This is a genomic window from Achromobacter sp. PD1 (genome assembly GCF_048541815.1).
Classification (GTDB): Bacteria; Pseudomonadota; Gammaproteobacteria; order Burkholderiales; family Burkholderiaceae_B; genus Achromobacter; species Achromobacter bronchisepticus_A.
This window is the reverse complement of record NZ_CP183349.1, coordinates 6,092,500-6,112,845: the sequence shown is the minus strand read 5'-3', so window position 1 is coordinate 6,112,845 and position 20,346 is coordinate 6,092,500. Positions and strand designations below refer to the sequence as shown.

Sequence of the window (20,346 nt, the reverse complement as noted above, 5' to 3'; positions counted from 1 at the left end):
CGGTTTTCAAACTGGTTCCGGATTGCGCATCTCTCACTTAAGGAAATTCAATGTCGCATTCATCGACGGCCGGGGCCATGCCCGCGGCCCAGGGGCCCGTGCGCTCCGTTTTCGCGCAAGTGCTGCCGCTGGCGCTGGCGGTATTCGTCGGGTTCTTCATGATCGGCCTGCCCATGCCGGTGCTGCCTCTGTATGTAGACGGCACGCTGGCGTTGGGCGCGCTGGTGGTTGGCGTGGTGGCCGGCCTGCAGTTCGCCGCCGCCTTGCTGTCGCGCGCCTACGCGGGCTCGCTCGCTGACCGCCGCGGCGCCAAGCGCGCGGTGGTGGGCGGTTTTGTGCTGGGCTCCATCGCGGGCCTGTTCTATCTGTTGGCCGACGACCTGTCGGCGCGGCCGCAGGCGGCGCTGGCCGCGCTGCTGGCCGGACGCGCGCTCATGGGCTGCGCCGAAAGTCTTATCGTCACTGGCGCGCTGAGCTGGGGCGTGGGCCGCGTGGGGCCGCAGAACGCGGGCCGCGTGATGGCCTGGGTCGGCGTGGCGATCTACGCCGCCTATGCGCTGGGCGCGCCCGCCGGCATGCGGCTCTACGGCGTCACGGGCTTTGCGGGCATTGCCTGGGCCACGGCGCTGATTCCGCTGGCGGCCCTGGCGCTGGTGCTGCCGCTGCGCGGGGTACGCGCGGCGGGGGGCGTGCGCACGCCTTTCTACAAAGTGCTGGGCCTGGTGCTGCTGCCCGGCGCAGGCCTGGCCCTGGCCAGCGTTGGATTCGGCGTGATCACCGCGTTCGTGAGCCTGCTGTTTTCGCAGCGCGGTTGGGACGGCGCGGCGTGGATGTTCACCGCGTTCGGCGCGGGCTTCATCCTGGCGCGGGTGTTCTTTGCCGGCTTGCCGGACAAGCTGGGCGGCGCGCGCGTGGCGCTCGTCTGCGTGCTGATTGAAGCGGCGGGGCAGTGGCTGATCTGGACTGGAACCACGCCGGCATGGGCCTTTGCCGGCGCGCTGCTGACGGGCGCGGGCTACTCGCTGGCGTTTCCCGCCTTCGGCGTCGAGGCCGTGCGCCGCGTACCCGCGGCCAGCCGGGGCGCGGCCATGGGCGCGTATGTGGCTTTCCTGGACGTGGCTCTGGGTCTGAGCAGCCCGGCTGCCGGCTGGTTGGCCGGCGAGCAAGGTTATGGCGCGGTGTATGCGATGGGCGGCGCGTGCGCGCTGGCGGCGATGGTCGTGGCCATGGCGCTCAGGACGCGGAGGTAAAAAATGGCGGCGCCGGCTTCGGCGCCGCCTGCACAAAGATCAGACCGTCGCGGCCATCTCCAGCACTTCGTCGTCGATCGCTTCGGCCTGGCCGTCCTTCAGTTGTTGCAGATGGTCTGCCAGTTCGGCGATGGTCAGCGCCACCAGTCCGTGCTGCGCGGCATAGCGCTCAAGCGCGGCGCCGCGCATCATCGTGCCGTCGGCATTCATCAGTTCGCACAGTACGCCGGCCGGACGCAGGCCGGCCAGCACGGCCAGGTCCACCGAGCCTTCGGTGTGGCCGCGGCGGGTCAGCACGCCGCCCGGCTGGGCGCGCAGCGGGAACACATGGCCCGGGCTGACGATGTCTTCGCTCTGCGCCGACGGCGAGATGGCGGCGCGGATGGTGGTGACGCGATCCACGGCCGATACGCCGGTGCTGACCCCTTCGCGCGCTTCGATGGAAACGGTGAAGGCGGTGGCAAAGCGGCTCTGGTTGCGCTGGACCATGGGCGGCAGTTCCAGCCGGTCCAGGGTTTCGCCGGGCAGGCACAGGCAAACGATGCCGCTGCCATCGCGGATCAGCTGCGCCATGACCGGCACGGTCAGCTTGTCGGCGGCCACGATCAGGTCGGCCTCGTTCTCGCGGTCGAAGTCGTCCATGAGAATGACGGGTCGGCCCAGGCGCAGATGATGCAGGGCGCGCTGCAGGCGAGCGGCGAAAGGCTGAGAAGCCAGGCTGGGGATGGGGGACTGTGGGGTAAGGGTAACGTTGGACATTTGAAACGCTCTCGCAAGTTGAAAGGGGCGAAAAACGTTTCAGGGCTACTCGACAGCCGAACGCAATACGGCAGTCCGGGCGCAGGTGCGCCCGGTGCTACCGTTGTGCCGGCACATCTTCTCTCATCCGGACTATGACCGTCGGCCCTGGCATCTCACCAGATCTGCTGACCCCGGTGTCCACAAAGGACGCCGGGCGCTCGCGGGCTCGCCACATTGCATGGCATACCGCCGGTGGGGAATTGCACCCCGCCCTGAAGACGTACTGCATGTCGTGTTAACGACCTGACGGATTGTACGCCTGTCCGGAGCGGGGCCTGGAATACGCTTGCCGCGTCTGGGGTCTTCGGCGTGAGCGGGGTCGGACCCCGCCGATGCTCAGGCGACGGTTTCGGCGGCCTCGGGCGCGTCCGCTTTCTTTTTCTTCTTGGCCGGCAGCGCCAGCATGGTGCCGCGGCACGGCGGCGTGCCACAGAGGCAGCGGTAGCCTTCCTTCAGCTTCTTGGTGATGCGGCCGTCCAGCACCAGGCCGTAGTCGTACGAGAGTTCGGTGCCGCGCGGGATGTCCTGCAGCGCGACGATGTAGACGCGCTTGCCGTGCTTGCCTTCCTGGGCCTCGCAGTTGGGCTGGCAGGAATGGTTGATCCAGCGCGCGTCGTTGCCCTGGTCGCCGCCGTCGATCACGCGGCCGGAGCTGAGCGCGAAGAAAAAGGTGTGGAAGGGATCGTCCGGATTGGTCGGATGACGGCGGTCGGCTTCCTTGGCGCTGATGCGCTCGCCGCCGTACTCGATGATGCGCGTGCCCGCGGGAATTTTGCGCGCGGCGAAGACGCCGTTGCCGTGCAGCTTGGAGCGGCGGACGACATGCCAGGGCTTGATCGGGGTGTCTTCGGTGGTCATTGCTCGATGGAAGTGGCGGTGAGACGAAACAGAATTATATCGGCGCGTTTTTGACAGCTCGACAGGCGTATAGTGTGCGCCGCCTCGTTCCTTCGGTTAGCACCATGATTGTCCGTCCGCGTCCTTCCGCGCTGGCTTTGTTCTTTGTCTTGCGCGGGTCCATCATCCCGCGGATCCTCAGCCGCATCCTCGTCATCACGGCGCTGTCCTGCTTCGTGGTGTGGATGTACCACCAGGAATGGTTCTCGCCCGCGCATCTGTCGGCGGTGCCGTTTTCGCTGTTCGGACTGGCCCTGTCCGTGTTCATGGGCTTTCGCAACAACGTCTGCTACGACCGCTGGTGGGAAGCGCGCAAGCAATGGGGCGAGCTGATCGTGCAGGCGCGCAGCCTGGCGCGCGAAAGCGCGGTGCTGCTGGCGGCCAGCACCGCCAACCCGGTGCAGGAACGCATCGTGCGCCGTTGCATCGGCTTCGGCTACGCGCTGGCGGCGCGGCTGCGGCAGGAAGACATGGCCAGCGCCGCGCGCCCCTGGGTGCAGCAGGACGAGGCCGAGACCCTCAACGGCTGCCGCAACGTGCCCGACGCCCTGCTCATGGCCATCAACCGCGACCTGGCGGCCTGTCTGCGGCGCGGCGAGCTGAGCGACATCCTGTACCAGGCCCTGACCCAGCGCGTGGCTGCCTGCGCCGCCATCCAGGCGGCCTGCGAGCGCATCAAGTTCACGCCGTCGCCCTTCGCCTATTCGCTGCTGCTGCATCGCACGGCCTGGTTGTTCTGCCTGCTGCTGCCTTTCGGCCTGGTGGGGACGCTGGAATACATGATGCCGGCGGCCGTCACCATCGTGGCCTATACCTTCTTCGGCCTGGACGCGGTGGGCGACGAACTGGAAGATCCTTTCGGCTCCGACGAAAACGACCTGCCGCTGTCGGCGCTGGCCCGCGTGATCGAGATCGACCTCCTGGAAGGACTGGGCGTGCGGCCCCTGCCCGAGCCTGCCGTGCCGGTGGACTTCGTGCTGCGCTAACGCGCGCTTATTCCGCCAATCCGGTCAGCGGCAGCTTGGTTTCCTTCAACCGGCGCAGCACGAAGCAGGATTTGCTGTGCCGGATGCCCGGGATGCGGTAGAGCTGTTCGCGCAGCAGCCGCTCGTAGTCGCGGGTGTCGCGCACCGCGATGCGGATGTAATAGTCGTAGTCGCCCGAGACCAGGAAGGCCTCCAGCACCTCGGGGATCTGCGCCAGCGCCCAGCCGAACTCGTACAGCGTTTCCTCGCTGTGGCTTTCCAGGGTGACGTGCACGATCACCGTGTCCATGAAGCCCAGGCTGGCCGGATCGATGTCGACGGTATAGCCGCGGATCACGCCGGCGCTTTCCATGCGTTTGATGCGGTTCCAGCACGGTGTGGACGACAGGCCCACGGCCGCGCCGATGTCGTTCAGGCTGGCGCGCGCGTTGTCCTGCAGCACCTTGAGTATGGCGAGATCAAACTTGTCCAGGTTCATTTTCTTTGATTTCTTAAAATCAAAGATAAATTTACTCCGTTCATCGGTTATCCGTGGAAAAGAAGATAAATATTCTTCCGATCTACGAATAAGATAGATAGCATGAACGATCGCCTGCACCCCACCGCCGCCGCCGCGCTTGCCGCCACTGAACGCCCCGCCGATAACGGGGCGAAAATTCTGCTCGATACGCTGATCGCGTGCGGTGTGGATACCATTTTCGGGTACCCCGGCGGCGCGGTGCTGCCGCTGTACGACGCCCTGTACGCCGAGCCGCGCCTGCGTCACGTGCTGGTGCGCCACGAGCAGGCTGCCGTGCACGCCGCCGAGGGCTACGCCCGCAGCACGGGCCGCACCGGCGTGGTCTTCGTCACGTCCGGCCCGGGCATGGCCAACACCACGTCCGGCCTGCTGGATGCCATGTGCGACTCGATCCCGGTGCTCTGCATCAGCGGCCAGGTCGCCACGGCCGCCATCGGCACGGACGCCTTCCAGGAATGCGACGCCATCGGCATCTCGCGCTCCGTGACCAAGTGGAATACGCAGGTCCGTTCGGTGGACGATGTGGCCGCGGTGACGGCCCGCGCCTTCGAGCTGACCCGCCAGGGCCGCCCCGGCCCGGTGCTGCTGGATTTCCCCAAGGACGTGCAGCTGGCCGTGCCGCGCGACGCGGACGACGATGCCGTGCCCTCGCAACAGAAGCTGGCCGCGCTGCGCGCGCGCCGCCAGGCGGGCAAGCTGGCTCCCAAGCTGCCGCAGTCGGCCGTGCGCCGCGCCGCCGCCTTGATCGCCCAGGCCAAGCGCCCCATCTTCTACGGCGGCGGCGGGCTGGTGAACGCCGGTCCCGAGGCTTGCGAGGCCTTTACGGATCTGGTGCGCCATACCGGCGCGCCCTGCACCCTGACCTTGATGGGCCTGGGCGCATTCCCCGCGTCCGACCCGCAGTTCGTCGGCATGCTGGGCATGCACGGCACGGTCGAGGCCAACCTCGCCATGCATAACGCGGACCTGGTGGTCTGCATCGGCGCCCGTTTCGACGACCGCATTACCGGCAAGCTGTCGGAGTTCTGCCCGCATGCGCGCAAGATCCACATCGACATCGACCCGGCTTCCATCAACAAGGTGGTGCGCGTGGACGTGGCGCTGGTGGGCGATTGCCTGCCGCTGGTGCGCGCCCTGCGCGCCGAACTCGGCGACGATCCCATGGACGCAGCGCGGCTGGCGCCCTGGTACAAGCGCATCGACGCCTGGCGCGCCCAGGACTGCCTGGGCTATACCCCGGCCGCCGACGCGATCCTGCCGCAGCACCTGATGTCGCGCCTGAATGCGGCGCTGGCGGACCGCGACGCCATTGTCTCCACCGACGTGGGCCAGCACCAGATGTGGGCCGCGCAATACCTGCGCTTCGACAGGCCCAACCGCTGGCTGACCTCGGGCGGCGCCGGCACCATGGGCTACGGCGTGCCTGCCGCCATCGGCGCGCAGGTCGCCCATCCGGACAAGACCGTGGTCTGCGTCAGCGGCGACGCGTCGGTGCTGATGAACATCCAGGAACTGTCCACCGCCATGCAGCACCAGACGCCCGTCAAGGTCGTGCTGTGCAATAACGGCTACATGGGCATGGTGCGGCAATGGCAGGAACTGATCCACGGCGGGCGCTACAGCCACAGCTACAACGCCTCGCTTCCCGACTTCGTGGCGCTGGCCCGCGCCTTTGGCTGGGGCGCCGCGCGCGTGGATGATCCGGCGCAGCTGGACGCCGCGCTGGCCGAGTGCCTGGCGCACGACGGCCCCTACTTCCTGGACGTGGCCGTGACGGCGCAGGAGAACTGCTTCCCGATGATGCCTGCGGGGCACGGGCATCAGAAGATGATGCTGGCCGAGGGCGTCTGGTATCAGGACGAGACGACCTGACCGCCGCCGGGCCGCCTGCGCAACCCAGCACCCTGCATCAGAACTGGATCGACAAGCCTCCGTCCACCACCAGCACGTGTCCATTCACGTATGACGCCGCGGGCGACGCCAGGAACACGGCGGCGCCCGCGATTTCCTCCGGTTCGCCCCAACGTCCCATGGGGTTGCGTGTGGCGATGCGCGGTCCCACGTCGGGGTCGGCCACCATGGCGGCATTGGTCTCGGTGGCGAAGGTGCCGGGCGCGATGGCGTTGCTGGTGATGCCGTGACCGCCAAATTCCGCCGCCAGCGCGCGCACCATGCCCGTCAAACCTTGCTTGGCCGCGGGATAGACCGCATCGCCCGAGCGCGCCAGTTCGCCTACCACCGAAGTGATCGCGATCATGCGGCCGCTGCCCTGGCGCACCATGCGTTCGGCGGCGAACTTGGCCAGCAGCATGCCGGCGACCATGTCGGTGTCGATAAGCTCGCGGATTTCGGCGGGGCTGGTGTCGCGCAGCGTCTTGCGGTTGCGCGCGCCGACGTTGTTCACCAGGATGTCCAGGCGGCGGTGGTCGCGGTCTATGTCCTGGAAAGCGCGTTCCATCGCGGCGTCGTCGCTGATGTCGAACGGCAGCGGATGCGCGTCCAGGCCGGCGGCGGTCAATTCAGCCGCCGCCGCCGCGACGGCTTCGGCGTTGCGGCCGTTGATCAGCACGCGTGCGCCACAGCCGGCCAGCGCGCGTGCGATACAGAAGCCCAGCCCGCGGGCCGAGCCGGTCACCAGGGCGACTTGTCCCGTCAGGTCGAAGTTGCGCAGATACGGCAGCGTGTTCATGTCAGTCGTCCAAAGTGCTTGGTCTCAATCAGGGCCGCGCGGATCCGGCTCCGCCGGTCCGCAGCGGCGCTCCCCGGGGGAAGCGCGCAACGCTGCGGGGGATCTACCTATTCCCGGAACTCCGGCGCCCAATGCAGCAGCCGGCGTTCCAGCCAGGTCACACAATAAACCAGCGCGATGCCGACGATGGACAGCAGCGTCACGGCCGCGAACATGTCGGTGGCGTTCAGCGTCGCCAGCGCGGTGATCATCAGATAGCCCATGCCCGTCGTGGACCCCACGAACTCCGCCAGCACCACGCCGATCAGCGCGAAGCTGATGGCATTCGGCAAGGCGGCGAAGGTCCACGCGGCCGCGGTCGGGATCCGTACGCGCCACAGGATCTGGCGCGGCGAACCGCCCAGCGTGCGGCAGAAGTCCACCAGCTCGCGTTCCACGCTGCGTCCGCCCTTGTAGGTGTTGAAGAACACCAGGAAGAACACCACGAACCAGGACGTCACCACCTTGGAAGCCAGGCCCAGTCCGAAGAACATGGTGATGAGCGGCACGAACGCGATGCGCGGCATCGAGTTGAAGGCCACGATGAAGGGGTTGAACACGTCGGCCAGGAAGCGGCTGCGGCTGAGCGTCATGCCCACCACGAAGCCGCTGCCCACGCCCACCAGCAGTCCCACCATGGTGGCCTGCAAGGTCAGCCACAGGTGCGGCCAGACCGAACGCGGGCCGGGCTGCAGCCATTCCCACAGGCGCACGGCCACGCGCGAGGGTTGGCTGATGAAGAAGGGATCGAACAGCGTGTTCTGGGCGAACCAGGGGATGCGCGTGAGTATTTCCCAGGAACCCAGGATGATGGCAAGGATCAGCACCTGCCACATGGTGATGCGCAGCCGGCGCGCGATGCTGGCGCGGCGGTCCAGCCGCAGCTGGTCCTGCAGGGAATCGGCGGAGTAAGAGGTGGTCATGACGCGTAGGGATTCAGGCGGCGGCGCGGAACTGCTGTCCCAGCACGCTCCAGAGGCTTTGCACGTGGGTCACGAACTGCGGCGTTTCGCGCAGCGTGAACACATCGCGCGGATGCGGGATCTCGATGCGCTCGTCCAGCAGCACGCGGCTGGGCGGCCCGGACAGCACCACCACACGGTCCGACAGCAGGATGGCCTCGTCCAGGTCGTGCGTGACCATGACGATGGTCTGGCCCAGCTTGCGCCAGATCTCGATCAGCTCGCGGTGCAGGTGGGTCTTGGTGTGCGTGTCCAGCGCGCCGAAGGGCTCGTCCAGGAGCAGGATGCGCGGCTCGACCGCCAGGCTCATCAAGAGCGCCACCCGCCGCCGCATGCCGCCCGATAGCTGGTGCGGAAAGGCGTCGGCGAACTGGCTCAAGTGGCCCATTTCCAGCAGCTCGGCCACGCGGCGCTCGATCTTGTCGGCGGCCACGCCCTGGAACTTCAGGCCCAGCGCCACGTTCTTCCTTACGCTGAACCAAGGTAGCAGTGTGTCCTTCTGGAAGATGTAGCCCAGGGCTGGCGGCACCTGTCCGTCCACGACGCGGCCGTCCACGCGGATCGTGCCGGTGGTCGGGCGCAGAAAACCCGCGATCATGTTCAGCAGCGTGCTCTTGCCGCAGCCGGACGGCCCGACGATGGAGACGAACTCGCCTTCCGGGATCGTCAGGCTGACCTCGCCCACTGCGTGCGTGGTCGCCTGGCGGGTCTGGTAGGCCTTGCCTACCTTGTCCAGCGTGATCATCAGAGGCCCCGCGCGCGGCGCACGAAGCTCATGTTCACGCAACGGTCGTAGGGCACGGTCTTGATCTCGTCATTGGAGAACTGGCGGCCGTCGCCCATGATGGCCGTCATGCGGTCATAGGCGTCCTGGGTGATGATGTTGTCCTTCAGGAACACCGTTTCCTTGTAGACGCCCAGCGTCTTCTCGATGGCCGCGCGCGGGAAGGCGTTCAGGTAATCGTCGTAGATCGCGTCGGTGACGGCCGCGGCGCTGTTGGCGCTGATGAAGTCCTGCGCGCGGACCAGCGCCGTGACGAAGGCCTGCACCACTTCGGGGCGCTTCTGGATGGTGTCCTGCAAGGTCAGGGCCGCGATGCCGGGCACGTCGCCGCCCATGAATTCGTTCCACGAACTCTCGGTGGTGGCATCGAAGATGGGCACGCCCCAGCCTTCCTGCTGCGCCTGTTCCATCATGGACATGGTGGCCATGCTGGCCGACACGGAGCCGGTCTTGAGCGCGCCCAGCATGGTGGCCAGGTCGCCCAGCGGGCGGATGTCCACCTTGTCGGCCACGCCGGCCTTCTGCATCAGGTACAGCGCCATCAGCCAGGTGCTGGACTGCGGCTGGGTCGCGCCCACGCGCTTGCCGGCCAGGTCCTTCAGGGATTTGATCTTGCCGCTTTCGAAGTCTTCGCGGCGCACGATGACGTTGGCGTAGGTGAGCTTGCGGTCAAAGCCGAACACCAGCGTGGCGGGCTTGCCGGCCAGCGTCAGCGCGGGGGCGGCCGTGGCGGCGGTGGCGCCGAACACGATCTGGCCCGCGGCCAGCAGCTGGTTGGTGCGCGGACCGCTCTGCGAGTTCAGGTATTCGACTTCCAGCCCGCCCTCGCCGAAGTAGCCTTTCTTCAGCGCGACATAACCCGCGGCAAAGAACGGGTCGATGCTGCCCTGGCCGTAGACGACGCGGCCCAGCTTGGGCTGCGCGAATGCGACGCGGCCATTGACCAGGCTGATGCCGGCCAGCGCGCCAGCGGCGGCCAGCACGCGGCGGCGGGTGGTGAAGTCGGGGCTGTTGCTCATGTCGTCCTCGGTATAGGTCTGGTTGCAGCGGTTTGGCGTAGACAATACCCCAGCCACTGGCGTCCAACAATGGAAAACGCCCGGTTGCCCGGGCGTTGTGCGCGATGGTCGGGAGGCGGCGCGCCAGGCGCCGCGCCCGTTTTACGCGGCGGTTTTTTTCGGCGCCGCCTTCTTCACCGCTTTCTTGACCGCCGTTTTCGTGGCCGTCTTGGTTGCGGTCTTCTTCACCGCAGCCTTCTTGGCCGGCGCCTTTTTCGCGGCAGTCTTGGTCGCGGTCTTGGCAGCCGTCTTGGCCGGCGCGCGGCCCGGCTTTTCAGGACGCGGCTCGAATTCGAAGCCGATCTTGCCGTCCGGCTGGCGGACGAGGAAGGCCTTGAACTTGCGGTTGGTGCGGCTGGAGACGAAGCCGTCGAGCAGGTCGGTGCGGCCGTTGGTCAGCAGCTTTTCCATTTGTTCGCGCGAGATCTCCTGCTGCAGGATGACCTTGCCCGAACGGAAATCGCAGCTCTTTTCGGGGCCGACGGATTTCTCGCAGACGTAGCTCATGCCATGCTCGAAGACGCGCGACTGGCACTTGGGGCAGGAGCCCACCGGCGTATGGCCGGAGAAGTCCACGGCCTCGCTGTCGTCCTCGTCGTTCTGGCCGAAGTCGAATTCCAGTTTGTACTCGTCGCTGATGCGCAGGATGGCGGCGAACGGACGGCCCATCTTGCTGATGAAGCCTTGCAGCGGGCCGATCTCGCGCTTGGCCAGCAGCTCTTCCACTTCGGGCAGCTCGAAGGTGCGGCCGCCCGGGTGCTTGCCGATGGAGAAGTCGCAGGCGGTGCAGGCAAAGCGGCGATAGTTTTCCTTCACCACGGCGCCGCACTTGGGGCACGGCGTCTGCAGCGTGGCGTAATCGCCCGGCACCGTGTCGCGCTCGTATTCCTTGGCGCGCTTGACGATGACCTGGGTCATCTGCGCGATCTCGCGCATGAAGGCCTCGCGGCCCAGCCCGCCCTGCTCGATCTGCTTGAGCTTGTGTTCCCATTCGCCGGTGAGTTCCGGCGAAGTCAGTTCGGTCACGTCCAGGCCGGACAAGAGCGTCATCAGCTGACGCGCCTTGGCGGTGGGCACCAGGTCGCGGCCTTCGCGGCGCAGGTAGCTTTCGTTGAGCAGGCCTTCGATGATGGCGGCGCGCGTGGCCGGCGTGCCCAGGCCGCGCTCGGACATGGCCTCGCGCAGTTCCTCGTCGTCCACCAGCTTGCCCGCGCCTTCCATGGCCGACAGCAGCGTGCCTTCGTTAAAGCGCGCCGGCGGCTTGGTGGTCAGGCCGACGGCTTCCACGTCCTCGGTGCGCACGGTCTCGCCGTCCGCCACAGGCACCAGGTTGGCGTCTTCGCCCTGGGCTTCCTTGCCGTAGACGGCCAGCCATCCCGGGCTGACCAGCACCTTGCCGTCGGTGCGGAAGCGGTGCCCCTGCACTTCGGTCATGCGGGTGGTGACGCGGTATTCCGCGGCGGGGAAGAACACGGCCAGGAAGCGCTTGAGCACCAGGTCGTACAGCTTGGCCTCGGCTTCGCTCAAATCGTGCGGGATCTGCAGCGTGGGGATGATGGCAAAGTGGTCCGACACCTTCTTGTTGTCGAAGATGCGGCGGTTGGGCTTGACCCAGTTTTCGCTGACCACCGTGCCGGCGTGGCGGGCCAGGCCGCCCACCGCGTTGGAGCCGCCCTGCGCCAATGCGCGCATGGTCTCCTTGACGGTGTTGATGTAGTCCTCGGGCAGGTAGCGCGAGTCGGTACGCGGGTAGGTCAGCGCCTTGTGCCGTTCGTACAGGGTCTGCGCCAGCGCCAGCGTGGTCTTGGCCGAAAAGCCGAAACGGCCGTTGGCCTCGCGCTGCAGCGAAGTCAGGTCGTAGAGGGCCGGCGACATCTGGGTCGACGGCTTGGACTCTTCCGTGACGCTGCCGGGCTGTTCGCGGCAGGCAGCCACCACGCTCTGGGCGGCAGCCTGCGACCACAGGCGCGATTCGCGCTTTTCGGGGTCGCGGTCGTCTTTCTTGAATTCCGGGTCGATCCAGCGGCCTTCGTACAGGCCGGCGGCCGCCACGAAGGTGGCGCGCACTTCCCAGTAGTCGCGCGGCACGAAGCGGCGGATGCGCTCCTCGCGCTCGGCCACGATGGCCAGCGTGGGCGTCTGCACCCGGCCGACCGGGGTCTTGAAGAAGCCGCCGTCCTTGCTGTTGAAGGCGGTCATTGCGCGGGTGCCGTTGATGCCCACCAGCCAGTCGGCTTCGGCGCGCGAGCGGGCGGCCGCTTCCAGCGGCTTGAGCTGGACGTCGTCGCGCAGGTTGGCGAAGGCTTCGCGGATGGCAGCCTGGGTCATCGACTGCAGCCAGAGGCGCTGGATCGGCTTCTTCACGCCCGCGTACTGAATGATGTAGCGGAAGATCAGTTCGCCTTCGCGCCCGGCGTCACAGGCGTTGATGATGGCATCGACGTCCTTGCGCTTGGCCAGGCGAACCAGCAGCTTGAGCCGTTCGGCCGATTTCTTGTCGGTGGGGCCCAGTTCGAACTCGGGCGGAATCACGGGCAGGTGCGTGAAGCTCCATTTTCCCTTGACCGGATCGTTGGGCGCGACCAAGCTCAGCAAGTGGCCTATGCTGGACGCGAGGACGTAACGTTCGCTTTCAAAATAGTCGCCCTCGCGCGCAAAGCCTCCCAAGGCGCGTGATATATCGAGGGCTACCGAGGGCTTCTCGGCAATAATCAGCGTTTTATTCATGTGTATCCAGTGGCGGCAGTCCCGCCGTAGTAGCGCGGATAATAAGATCGGAGATTCGCCAGATGCAAGTCGGCACTGAAAGACAAGCGGGATCCGAACTACACGCCTGGCGTCAATTTCTGGCGCGCAGCACCCTCTGGCTAGGTGTTTTGCTGCTGGGCAGCGCGGCGGTTTGCTGGGTCGCGGCCAACTGGCAGGACATGACCAAAATCCAGCGTTTCGCCGGTATCCAGGGCCTCCTGGCGGTTTGCGCGCTGGCCGCTGCCTGGACCGGACTGCGCCTGCGGGCGAGTCCTGGCGTGCGCCGCACCATACCTGGCGCCCTGCTCGCCCTGGCCGGCATCCTCCTGGGCGCGCTGCTCGCATTACTAGGCCAAACTTACCAGACTGGCGCCGATACCTGGGAACTGTTCGCCTGGTGGGCGCTGCTGCTGCTGCCCTGGGCGCTGGCCGCCGGCAGCCAGGCCGTCTGGCTGCTATGGGCACTGGTGTTGAACGTGGCGGTGGCCTTGTGGCTGGGCGAGCGGGTGTTCTCCTGGGTGCTGATATTCGGCGGCCCGGGCGTGCCCGGCCTGATGATGGCCGGCCTGAACCTGGTGCTGCTGTTGGGCTGGGAGCTGGCTGCCCGCCGCTGGCGCGCCAGCACCCTGGTCGGTCCGCGGGTCCTGGCCGCCCTGGCAATCAGCGTGCTGGTGCTGACCCAGATGCTTGGTGACTTCCTGGGCCGCGGCCTGGGCCTCTATAACGGCATCGCCTGGGTCGCGGTGACCCTGGGCCTGGGCTTCTATTATCAGAAGGGCCGGCGCGACCTGATCATCCTGGCCATGCTGGCCGCCGGCGTCATCTGCGTGTCGCTGCGGGTGGCGGGCGAATGGCTGCTGCGCCTGGAACCCGGCGTCTGGGCGGCCCTGCCGCTGGCGGCGCTGCTCATGGCCGAGGCCGTCTTGGCCGCGCGCTGGCTGCGCCGGCTTGCCGGCGACCCGCAGACGGCGGTGGCCGCGGCCGCCGATTCCGAACCGGCAGCGGCTTCGGCCGGCAACTCGGTGGACCCGGCCGACGCCAGCGCGCCGGTCGCGCAGCTGGCGCCCGCTCCGGCGCCGCAGGCGGATCCGCCCTGGTACGTGCAGTGCCTGCTTGGCCTGAGCGCCTGGCTGTCGACTGTGCTGCTGCTGGTGTTCATCGCGTTCTCGGGCTTTATTACCTCTGAAAGCGGCGCGCTGGTGGCCGGGCTGGTGCTGTGCGCGGCCGGTGTGGCGGTGCTGCGCAGCGATGCTGGCCCGTTCTGGCGCCAGTGCGGCACGGCCATGGCCTTCGCAGGGCAAATCCTGATCATCTTCGGGCTATCCAGCTCGACCTCGTTCGCCAGCGCCTGCGTGTTCGTGCTGCTGATGGCGGCTACGGTCTATGCCGTCGGACCCGACGTCATCCTGCGCTTCCTGAGCGGCTTGCTGATTGCCGCGGCGGGGGCGGGCTTGATCTGGCGCGGCCTGTCGCCCGACCTGAGCGGCGAAGACCTGCTGGACGCATGGCTGGGCTTCGACGCCATGCGCGCGACCTTCGTGTGGCTGCCCATTGCCGTGACCGGCGCCTGGGCCACCGCCGTCATCTTCAGCCTGAGCCACCGCCTGGGCGGCAAGCGCGCCCATGCGCTGCAACCGCTGGCCTGGGCCTTCCTGCTGTCGGTGCAAGGCATGGTATGGCTGGCCGGGGGCATCTCCGCCCAGCAACTGCCCGCCATGTGGCAGCTGAATCCGCACACGGCCGTGCTGGTCATTGCGGGCGCGCTGTTGCCCGTCGCGGCCGCCTTCGCGGTGCTCTGGCCCCGCCGCCATGTACTGACTGCGGGCGTCACCTGGGGTGTCCCGATAGCTCTGCTGATCCTGTCGCTGTTCTGGCTGCCCAGTCCAGGCGTGGGTTTCGCGCTGGCCTGGCTGCTGCTGGGCTTCGGCTTGAACCAGTTCCGCCTGGTCGTGTTCGCGGTGATCAGCCTGCTGGCTTATCTGGGTGTCTATTACTACCAATTGGACGTGCCGCTACTGCAAAAGGCCTTGTGGCTGGGCGGCGCCGCGGTGCTGCTGTTCGTGTTGCGCGCCCTGGTGTGGCTGGTGCCGCGCCTGATGCGCACCATCGCACCCAGCCGACGCGGGGCCCTGCCGCCGGTGTCGGCGCCCTTGCGCTGGCGCACGCTGGCCATCCTGGGCGGCCTGGTGCTGGTGCTGGCGGTCGCCAACGGCGGCATCTGGCAGCGTGAAAAACTGCTGGCGTCGGGCAAGGTGGTCATCCTGGAACTGGCTCCGGTGGATCCCCGTTCGCTGATGCAAGGCGACTACATGGCGCTGAACTTCGCGGCCAGCCGGGAAGTCACGCGCTTGCGGCTAGGCGGCGAGCGTCCCGAAGCCGAGGACTCCGTCATGGGTTACGAGCCGGACGGCTATGTCATGCTGCAGACGGACGCGCGCGGCGTCGGGCAGCCGCTACGCATCCAGCCCGATACGCACCCGCATACCGATGCCGAAGTGCCGCTGCGTTACCGCATCCGCGACAACAGCGTGCGCATCGTGACCAACGCCTATTTCTTCCCGGAAGGCCAGGCCGAGCGCTATCAGGTCGCCAAGTACGGCGAGTTGCGCGTGGCGGAAAACGGCGAGGCCCTGCTCGTCCGGATGCTGGACCAGGACCTCAAGCCGCTGTAGCGGCGGGCAGCGGGAAGCGCCGCGCCCACTGCGCGGTGGCTTCCCGCAGGAAATGACCGCGGTCCGCGGCATCGATGGGGTCGAAGCCCAAGGCGCGCCAGGCGGCCATCAGCGCCGCCAGGGGCGCGCCGGTGTCGATGGGCGGGGCGCCGTTCTGCTTGGACAGTTTCAGGCCGCTGGAAGCGTCCAGGATCAGCGGCACGTGCAGGTAGCGCACCGGCGGCAGGCCCAGCAGCCGGCCCAGCACGCGCTGGCGCGCGGTGGAACTGAGCAGGTCCGCGCCGCGCACCACGTCGGTCACGCCTTGCGCGGCGTCGTCCACCACTACAGCGAGTTGGTACGCCCACAGGCCGTCAGCCCGCTTTAGCGCGATGTCGCCCACCGCCTGCGCCACGTCCTGTTCCTGCGGCCCCAGCCAGCGGTCGACGAAATGTTCCACGCCTTCCGGCATGATCACGCGCCAGGCGCGGGCCTCGCGGCCTGGTGGCAAGCCGTGGCGGCAGGTGCCGGGATACGGCCGTTCGCCGTCGGCCCCGGGCGCGGTCTGGCCACGCAGCGCCGAATCCGCGATTTCGCGCCGGGTGCAGCCGCAGCCGTAGATCAGGCCGCGCGCGGCCAGCGAGTCGAAGGCGGCCTGGTAGGCGTCATGACGGCGCGACTGCCACATGATGTCGCCGTCCCAGTCCAGGCCCAGCGCCTTTAACTGGTCCATGATGACCTCGGCCGCGCCCGGCACCGTGCGCGGCGTGTCCACGTCTTCGATGCGCAGCAGCCAGCGTCCGCCATGGGCGCGCGCGTCCAGCCAGCTGGCTAGCGCGGCAACCAGCGAGCCCGCATGCAGCGGGCCGCTGGGACTGGGGGCGAAGCGGCCGACGTAATTCACGATGGGACACCCGCGCGACGCGGCGCGCGGGTAAGGAGTAACGGCATCAAGCGACGCGGATACCGTTCAATGCAGCAAGCGCGTGCCGTCTTCGTCCAGCAGCTCTTCCAGGACCAGATTGTCGATCTCGGCTTCCTGGCTCCAGAGAACCATGAGGGCGATGATCTTGATCTTGGACAGCGGCACGGGCGTTTCCGGCGACGCCAGACCCCGGTCGATGACGATCTCGCGCAAGGGCGCGGGCAGCACGCCGGCCGATTCCAGGAAGGCGATGAAGCCGATGGATTCGGTGCCGAGCTGCTGGTATTCGTTGTCGGTGTAGATCCGGGTGCCGGTGGCGGGGGCCTGGGCGAGATCGACGCAGCGTTCGGTGGTTTCGGCCAGGCCGTAGAGCCAGCCGAGGGCGTCGTCGATGTCTTCGTGCTCGAAACCGGCGGCGGCAAGCCGCTTTGCGAGCACGTCGGCCGCAGGACAGGCTTGCGGCGTGTAGTAATTCTCGTACAGATAAACCAGGATATCGAACATATGGCGCAGTTTTGTGCCTGTTTGCACAGTCGGCCCGCATATCGGCAGACCAGCAAACATGAATTTTACTTTACGCTGATTTATAGGGGTGGGCAACCGGCGGGAGGGTGGAATGTTGTATGGAGTCACCCTGCGCTAATGTGCACACATTTTCACCTTAAAAGCTGCCAATATTCATGATTCGGAGCAAAAAGGGGCGGACCCTGCAGATCCGCCCCTTTTTGTATCCGGGCCGCTGGTCAGGCGGCCTTGGGGGCGCTTTCCAGCTTCAGCTGCGCCAGTTGGCGCATGAATACCGGGATGCAGATCGCCAGCCCAATCAGGCCGCTGGTCAGGCCCGGCAGGATGGTCAGCAAGGCGCCGATGGTGCACAGCCAGCGCTCCCAGCTCTTCATGCCCACCAGCATGAACCGCGAGAACGCCGCCGACAGCAGCACCAGGCCGACCATGCAGCCGAACAGCGTCACGAAGAAGTCGTACCAGGTGAAACCCTGCACCGAAATCAGCAGGGACGGCGAGAACACGAACACAAACGGCACGATCAGCTTGGTGATGCCCAGCCTGAAGGCCGTGTTGCCGGTCTTGAATGGATCGCTGCCCGCCATCCCGGCTGCCGCATACGCCGCCAGCGCCACGGGCGGCGTAATGTCCGCCAGGATGCCGAAATAGAAGACGAAGAAGTGCGCCGCGATCGGCTGCACGCCCAGCTGCACCAGCGTCGGGGCGGCCACCGCCACCATGATCAGGTAGTTCGCCGTGGTGGGTACGCCGCAGCCCATCAGGATGCAGACGATGCCGGTCATGATGAGCGCCGCGATCAGCGTCAGCGTCTGCATGTTGGCCAGCGCGTCCGGAATGATCATGGCCGCGCCGCCGGCGAGCGCCTGAGAGGCCGAGATCACGATGTACGAGATCTTGAAGCCCACGCCGGTCAGCGTCACCACCCCGATCACGATGCCCACGGTGCCCGCGGCCGCGCCCACTGCCAGCGCGTACTTGGCGCCGGTCTCGAAGGCTTCGTACAGGTCGCGCAGGCGCAGCCGCTGGAACGGATTCAGCAGGCCCACCACGATGCAGCCCGTGATGCCGGCGAACGCCGCCAGGTAGGGCGTGCGGCCGCTGGCCAGCACGCCGATCAGCAGGACCAGCGGGATCAGCGTCGGCCAGCGCATCTTGAACGACTGCTTGAGCTTGGGCATTTCTTCTTCGGTCAGGCCGCGCAGCCCTTCGCGCTTGGCCTCGAAGTGCACCTGCATGAACATGCCGAAGAAGTACAGGAAGGCCGGGAAGATGCCCGCGATGGCGATCTGCTGGTACGGAATGCCCAGGAATTCGATCATCAGGAAGGCGGCCGCGCCCATGATGGGCGGCGTGATCTGCCCGCCCGTGCTGCTGGCCGCTTCCACGCCCGCGGCGAAGTGCCGCGGATAGCCGATGCGGATCATCGCCGGAATGGTCAGCGAGCCGACCGTGACCGCGTTGGCCACCGACGACCCCGACAGCATGCCGAACATGGCCGAACCGAACACCGACACCTTGGCCGGCCCGCCGGCATAGCGTCCGGCGACCGTCGAGGCCACGTCCAGGAACAGCTGGCCCAGGCCGATGCGGGTGGCCAGCACGCCGAACAGCACGAAGTGGAAGACGTAGGTCGCGACCACGCCGACCGCCACCCCGTACACGCCCTGGCTGGTCAGGTACATGTGGTTGACGACCTGCGACCACGTGTTGCCGGCATGCTTGAGCAGGCCCGGGAAATACGGCCCGAACATGGCATACGCCATGAACACGATGGCGATGATGGGCAGCGGCCAGCCCATGGCGCGGCGCGTGGCTTCCAACAGGCCGATCAGCAGGATGGAACCCATCAGCACGTCCATCGGCATGGGATTGCCCACGCGGAACGCCAGATCCTCGAAGATGTAGGGGATGTACAGCACCGACAGCGCCAGCACGATGGCGATGATCCAGTCGTACAGCGGAATGCCGCCGGGCGAGTACCAGGTGGACTTGGGCTGGCGCTGGTAGTGCGACTTGGAAAAACCGAACACCAGGAAGATCAGGCTCAGTACAAAGGCCAGGTGCACGCCGCGGTGCGTGGCTTCGCGCAACAGGCCGAAGCCGGCCGTGTAGTAATGAAAGAGGGACAAGGTGACGAGCAGGCCCGACACGATCCAGGTGGCCGTCTTGTCCAGCGGGCGGAAGCGGATTTCCGAGTCGTACTTTTCCGCCAGCTGCTGGGTTTTCTCGTGGTCAATTTCCATCGCGGTGAGTCTCTGGTGATGCAGCAAGCAGGGCCGCTCGTGGCGGCCCTGCTCAAACACGGCGGGTCAGACTGCGCCGTGATCTATCCGTGAAAGAAGTCCCGGCTCGCTTACTTGAGCAGGCCGACTTCCTTGTAGAACTTCTCCGCGCCGGGGTGGAACGGGATGCCCGCGCCCTTGACGGCGTTTTCCTTGGTGATCAGCTTGCCCTTGGCGTGGCCGGCGTCCAGCGTCTTGCGCGTGGCGTCGCTGTACAGCGCCTTGGTCACGTCGTACACCACCTGGTCGGGGATCTTGGCCGAGGTGACCATCTGCGCGTTGACCGAGATGGTCTTCACTTCAGGAATGTTCTGGTACGTGTTGGCGGCGATCACGTCAGGCGTGAAGAATTCCTGCTTGCCGCGCAGCGCGTCGATTTCCGGGCCAACCAGCGACACCAGTTCGATATTGCCGGTGGAGGCCAGTTCGGCGATCGCGCCGGCGGGGGCGCCGCCCACGAAGAAGAATGCGTCCAGGCCGCCGTCCTTGAGCTTGTCGCCAGCCTGGTTGGGCTTGAGGTATTCCGCCTTGATGTCCTTGTCGGTCAGGCCGTAGGCGCCCAGGATCAGACGCACGTCCACCAGCGTGCCGGAGCCCGGCTCGTCCATGGACACGCGCTTGCCCTTCAGGTCGGCCACGCCCTTGATGCCCGAGCCCTTGCGCGTCACCAGGTGGATGCTTTCCGGGTACAGCGTGGCGATCAGGCGCAGGTCCTGAGCCTTGGGCTTGCCTTCGAAGGTGCCGGTGCCGCTATAGGCCCAGAAGGCCACGTCGGATTGCGTGAAGCCCGCTTCGAACGAGCCGCCCATGACGCCGTTGATGTTGGCGACCGAGCCGTTGGAGGCCACCGCGGTGGCGATGAGCTTACCGGGTTGCGACACGGCGTTGCCGATGATGCCGCCCACGGGATAGTAGGTGCCGGCGGTGCCGCCGGTGCCGATGCGGAAGAACTGTTGGGCCTGCGCCGAACCGGCGGCGCCGACGGCGGCTGCCGCGATGGTCAGGGCGGTGATCCAGGTCTTGAGTTTCATGCGAGCTTCTCCGAATTCTTGCTGACGGGTATCAGTAATGTGATTTCTGCCGATGGGCGAATTCCCCCGGCAAAAATCTGCCTCCCCTCGGGGGCTTTCTTTATGATGAAATTCTGTCATGCCCACCCCCTGTAGCCAATGATTACAGGGCTATGGTTTTCCAGGGGGTCGCATCGCCCAAGGTTATGGGTGGTCCCG

General features: G+C 66.8%; 16 protein-coding genes and 1 riboswitch. Of the genes, 4 read left to right on the top strand and 12 right to left on the bottom strand.

The window, feature by feature from the left end:
• Positions 1-50: 50 nt before the first annotated feature.
• Positions 51-1,250, top strand: coding sequence for an arabinose transporter (locus tag ACM1PE_RS28750; RefSeq protein WP_059376468.1), 1,200 nt, complete (start codon positions 51-53; stop codon positions 1,248-1,250).
• A gap of 39 nt (positions 1,251-1,289) precedes the next feature.
• Here the strand turns inward: ACM1PE_RS28750 and ribB are convergent, their stop codons facing one another.
• Positions 1,290-2,009 carry a 3,4-dihydroxy-2-butanone-4-phosphate synthase gene (ribB, locus tag ACM1PE_RS28745; protein ID WP_088143601.1) on the bottom strand — a complete coding sequence of 240 codons (720 nt, stop codon included), beginning with the start codon at positions 2,007-2,009 and terminating at the stop codon, positions 1,290-1,292.
• A gap of 111 nt (positions 2,010-2,120) precedes the next feature.
• A riboswitch (FMN riboswitch) is annotated at positions 2,121-2,275 on the bottom strand.
• Between the two features lie 112 nt (positions 2,276-2,387).
• The gene (locus ACM1PE_RS28740; protein ID WP_118932755.1) at positions 2,388-2,909 is read right to left on the bottom strand and encodes an SET domain-containing protein; all 522 of its coding nucleotides are present in this window, start codon (positions 2,907-2,909) and stop codon (positions 2,388-2,390) included.
• Positions 2,910-3,013: 104 nt separating this feature from the next.
• Between ACM1PE_RS28740 and ACM1PE_RS28735 the strand changes: the two genes are divergently transcribed.
• Complete coding sequence (locus tag ACM1PE_RS28735; RefSeq protein ID WP_059376476.1) at positions 3,014-3,934, top strand: bestrophin family protein; 921 nt, start codon at positions 3,014-3,016, stop codon at positions 3,932-3,934.
• A gap of 7 nt (positions 3,935-3,941) precedes the next feature.
• On the opposite strand, the gene ACM1PE_RS28730 is transcribed toward ACM1PE_RS28735, so the two are convergent.
• Positions 3,942-4,412: an Lrp/AsnC family transcriptional regulator gene (locus ACM1PE_RS28730; protein WP_419341780.1), complete on the bottom strand. Its 471-nt coding sequence runs from the start codon at positions 4,410-4,412 to the stop codon at positions 3,942-3,944.
• A gap of 93 nt (positions 4,413-4,505) precedes the next feature.
• Here ACM1PE_RS28730 and ilvB point away from each other — a divergent pair, with 93 nt between their 5' ends.
• Positions 4,506-6,326, top strand: a complete 1,821-nt coding sequence (gene ilvB / locus ACM1PE_RS28725) for a biosynthetic-type acetolactate synthase large subunit (protein WP_251879580.1) — start codon at positions 4,506-4,508, stop codon at positions 6,324-6,326.
• A gap of 37 nt (positions 6,327-6,363) precedes the next feature.
• Here ilvB and ACM1PE_RS28720 read toward each other — a convergent pair whose 3' ends face one another.
• The 5 genes from ACM1PE_RS28720 to ACM1PE_RS28700 form a co-directional block, all read right to left on the bottom strand.
• Positions 6,364-7,143: an SDR family oxidoreductase gene (locus ACM1PE_RS28720; RefSeq protein ID WP_059376484.1), complete on the bottom strand. Its 780-nt coding sequence runs from the start codon at positions 7,141-7,143 to the stop codon at positions 6,364-6,366.
• Between the two features lie 107 nt (positions 7,144-7,250).
• Complete coding sequence (locus tag ACM1PE_RS28715; RefSeq protein WP_059376487.1) at positions 7,251-8,105, bottom strand: ABC transporter permease; 855 nt, start codon at positions 8,103-8,105, stop codon at positions 7,251-7,253.
• A gap of 13 nt (positions 8,106-8,118) precedes the next feature.
• Positions 8,119-8,889 carry an ABC transporter ATP-binding protein gene (locus tag ACM1PE_RS28710; RefSeq protein ID WP_059376495.1) on the bottom strand — a complete coding sequence of 257 codons (771 nt, stop codon included), beginning with the start codon at positions 8,887-8,889 and terminating at the stop codon, positions 8,119-8,121.
• Positions 8,889-9,947, bottom strand: a complete 1,059-nt coding sequence (locus ACM1PE_RS28705) for an ABC transporter substrate-binding protein (RefSeq protein WP_419343865.1) — start codon at positions 9,945-9,947, stop codon at positions 8,889-8,891. The genes ACM1PE_RS28710 and ACM1PE_RS28705 overlap by 1 nt, the downstream gene beginning before the upstream one ends.
• A 141-nt stretch (positions 9,948-10,088) precedes the next feature.
• On the bottom strand, positions 10,089-12,713 hold the full coding sequence (locus ACM1PE_RS28700) for a DNA topoisomerase III (protein ID WP_251878413.1): 2,625 nt from the start codon (positions 12,711-12,713) through the stop codon (positions 10,089-10,091).
• Positions 12,714-12,775: 62 nt separating this feature from the next.
• Here ACM1PE_RS28700 and ACM1PE_RS28695 point away from each other — a divergent pair, with 62 nt between their 5' ends.
• Positions 12,776-15,406, top strand: coding sequence for a GDYXXLXY domain-containing protein (locus tag ACM1PE_RS28695; protein ID WP_059376505.1), 2,631 nt, complete (start codon positions 12,776-12,778; stop codon positions 15,404-15,406).
• Here ACM1PE_RS28695 and gluQRS read toward each other — a convergent pair.
• The 4 genes from gluQRS to ACM1PE_RS28675 all read right to left on the bottom strand — a co-directional run bounded on the left by gluQRS (position 15,393) and on the right by ACM1PE_RS28675 (position 20,148).
• A complete protein-coding gene (gene gluQRS / locus ACM1PE_RS28690) occupies positions 15,393-16,289 on the bottom strand; it encodes a tRNA glutamyl-Q(34) synthetase GluQRS (protein ID WP_419341775.1) in 897 nt (298 codons plus the stop codon). The two genes, ACM1PE_RS28695 and gluQRS, sit on opposite strands and share 14 nt — an antisense overlap.
• Before the next feature lie 66 nt (positions 16,290-16,355).
• Positions 16,356-16,814 carry a DUF494 family protein gene (locus ACM1PE_RS28685; RefSeq protein ID WP_042795808.1) on the bottom strand — a complete coding sequence of 153 codons (459 nt, stop codon included), beginning with the start codon at positions 16,812-16,814 and terminating at the stop codon, positions 16,356-16,358.
• A 239-nt stretch (positions 16,815-17,053) separates the two neighbouring features.
• A complete protein-coding gene (locus tag ACM1PE_RS28680; RefSeq protein WP_419341773.1) occupies positions 17,054-19,078 on the bottom strand; it encodes a TRAP transporter permease in 2,025 nt (674 codons plus the stop codon).
• A 110-nt stretch (positions 19,079-19,188) separates the two neighbouring features.
• Positions 19,189-20,148, bottom strand: a complete 960-nt coding sequence (locus ACM1PE_RS28675; RefSeq protein WP_059376513.1) for a TAXI family TRAP transporter solute-binding subunit — start codon at positions 20,146-20,148, stop codon at positions 19,189-19,191.
• Positions 20,149-20,346: the final 198 nt, after the last annotated feature.

Coding starts and splice junctions, on each gene's coding strand:
- ACM1PE_RS28750 (WP_059376468.1), top strand. CDS start 51: ATGTCGCATTCATCGACGGCCGGGGCCATGCCCGCGGCCCAGGGGCCC.
- ribB (WP_088143601.1), bottom strand. CDS start 2,009: ATGTCCAACGTTACCCTTACCCCACAGTCCCCCATCCCCAGCCTGGCT.
- ACM1PE_RS28740 (WP_118932755.1), bottom strand. CDS start 2,909: ATGACCACCGAAGACACCCCGATCAAGCCCTGGCATGTCGTCCGCCGC.
- ACM1PE_RS28735 (WP_059376476.1), top strand. CDS start 3,014: ATGATTGTCCGTCCGCGTCCTTCCGCGCTGGCTTTGTTCTTTGTCTTG.
- ACM1PE_RS28730 (WP_419341780.1), bottom strand. CDS start 4,412: ATGAACCTGGACAAGTTTGATCTCGCCATACTCAAGGTGCTGCAGGAC.
- ACM1PE_RS28720 (WP_059376484.1), bottom strand. CDS start 7,143: ATGAACACGCTGCCGTATCTGCGCAACTTCGACCTGACGGGACAAGTC.
- ACM1PE_RS28715 (WP_059376487.1), bottom strand. CDS start 8,105: ATGACCACCTCTTACTCCGCCGATTCCCTGCAGGACCAGCTGCGGCTG.
- ACM1PE_RS28710 (WP_059376495.1), bottom strand. CDS start 8,889: ATGATCACGCTGGACAAGGTAGGCAAGGCCTACCAGACCCGCCAGGCG.
- ACM1PE_RS28705 (WP_419343865.1), bottom strand. CDS start 9,947: ATGAGCAACAGCCCCGACTTCACCACCCGCCGCCGCGTGCTGGCCGCC.
- ACM1PE_RS28700 (WP_251878413.1), bottom strand. CDS start 12,713: ATGAATAAAACGCTGATTATTGCCGAGAAGCCCTCGGTAGCCCTCGAT.
- ACM1PE_RS28695 (WP_059376505.1), top strand. CDS start 12,776: ATGCAAGTCGGCACTGAAAGACAAGCGGGATCCGAACTACACGCCTGG.
- ACM1PE_RS28685 (WP_042795808.1), bottom strand. CDS start 16,814: ATGTTCGATATCCTGGTTTATCTGTACGAGAATTACTACACGCCGCAA.
- ACM1PE_RS28680 (WP_419341773.1), bottom strand. CDS start 19,078: ATGGAAATTGACCACGAGAAAACCCAGCAGCTGGCGGAAAAGTACGAC.
- ACM1PE_RS28675 (WP_059376513.1), bottom strand. CDS start 20,148: ATGAAACTCAAGACCTGGATCACCGCCCTGACCATCGCGGCAGCCGCC.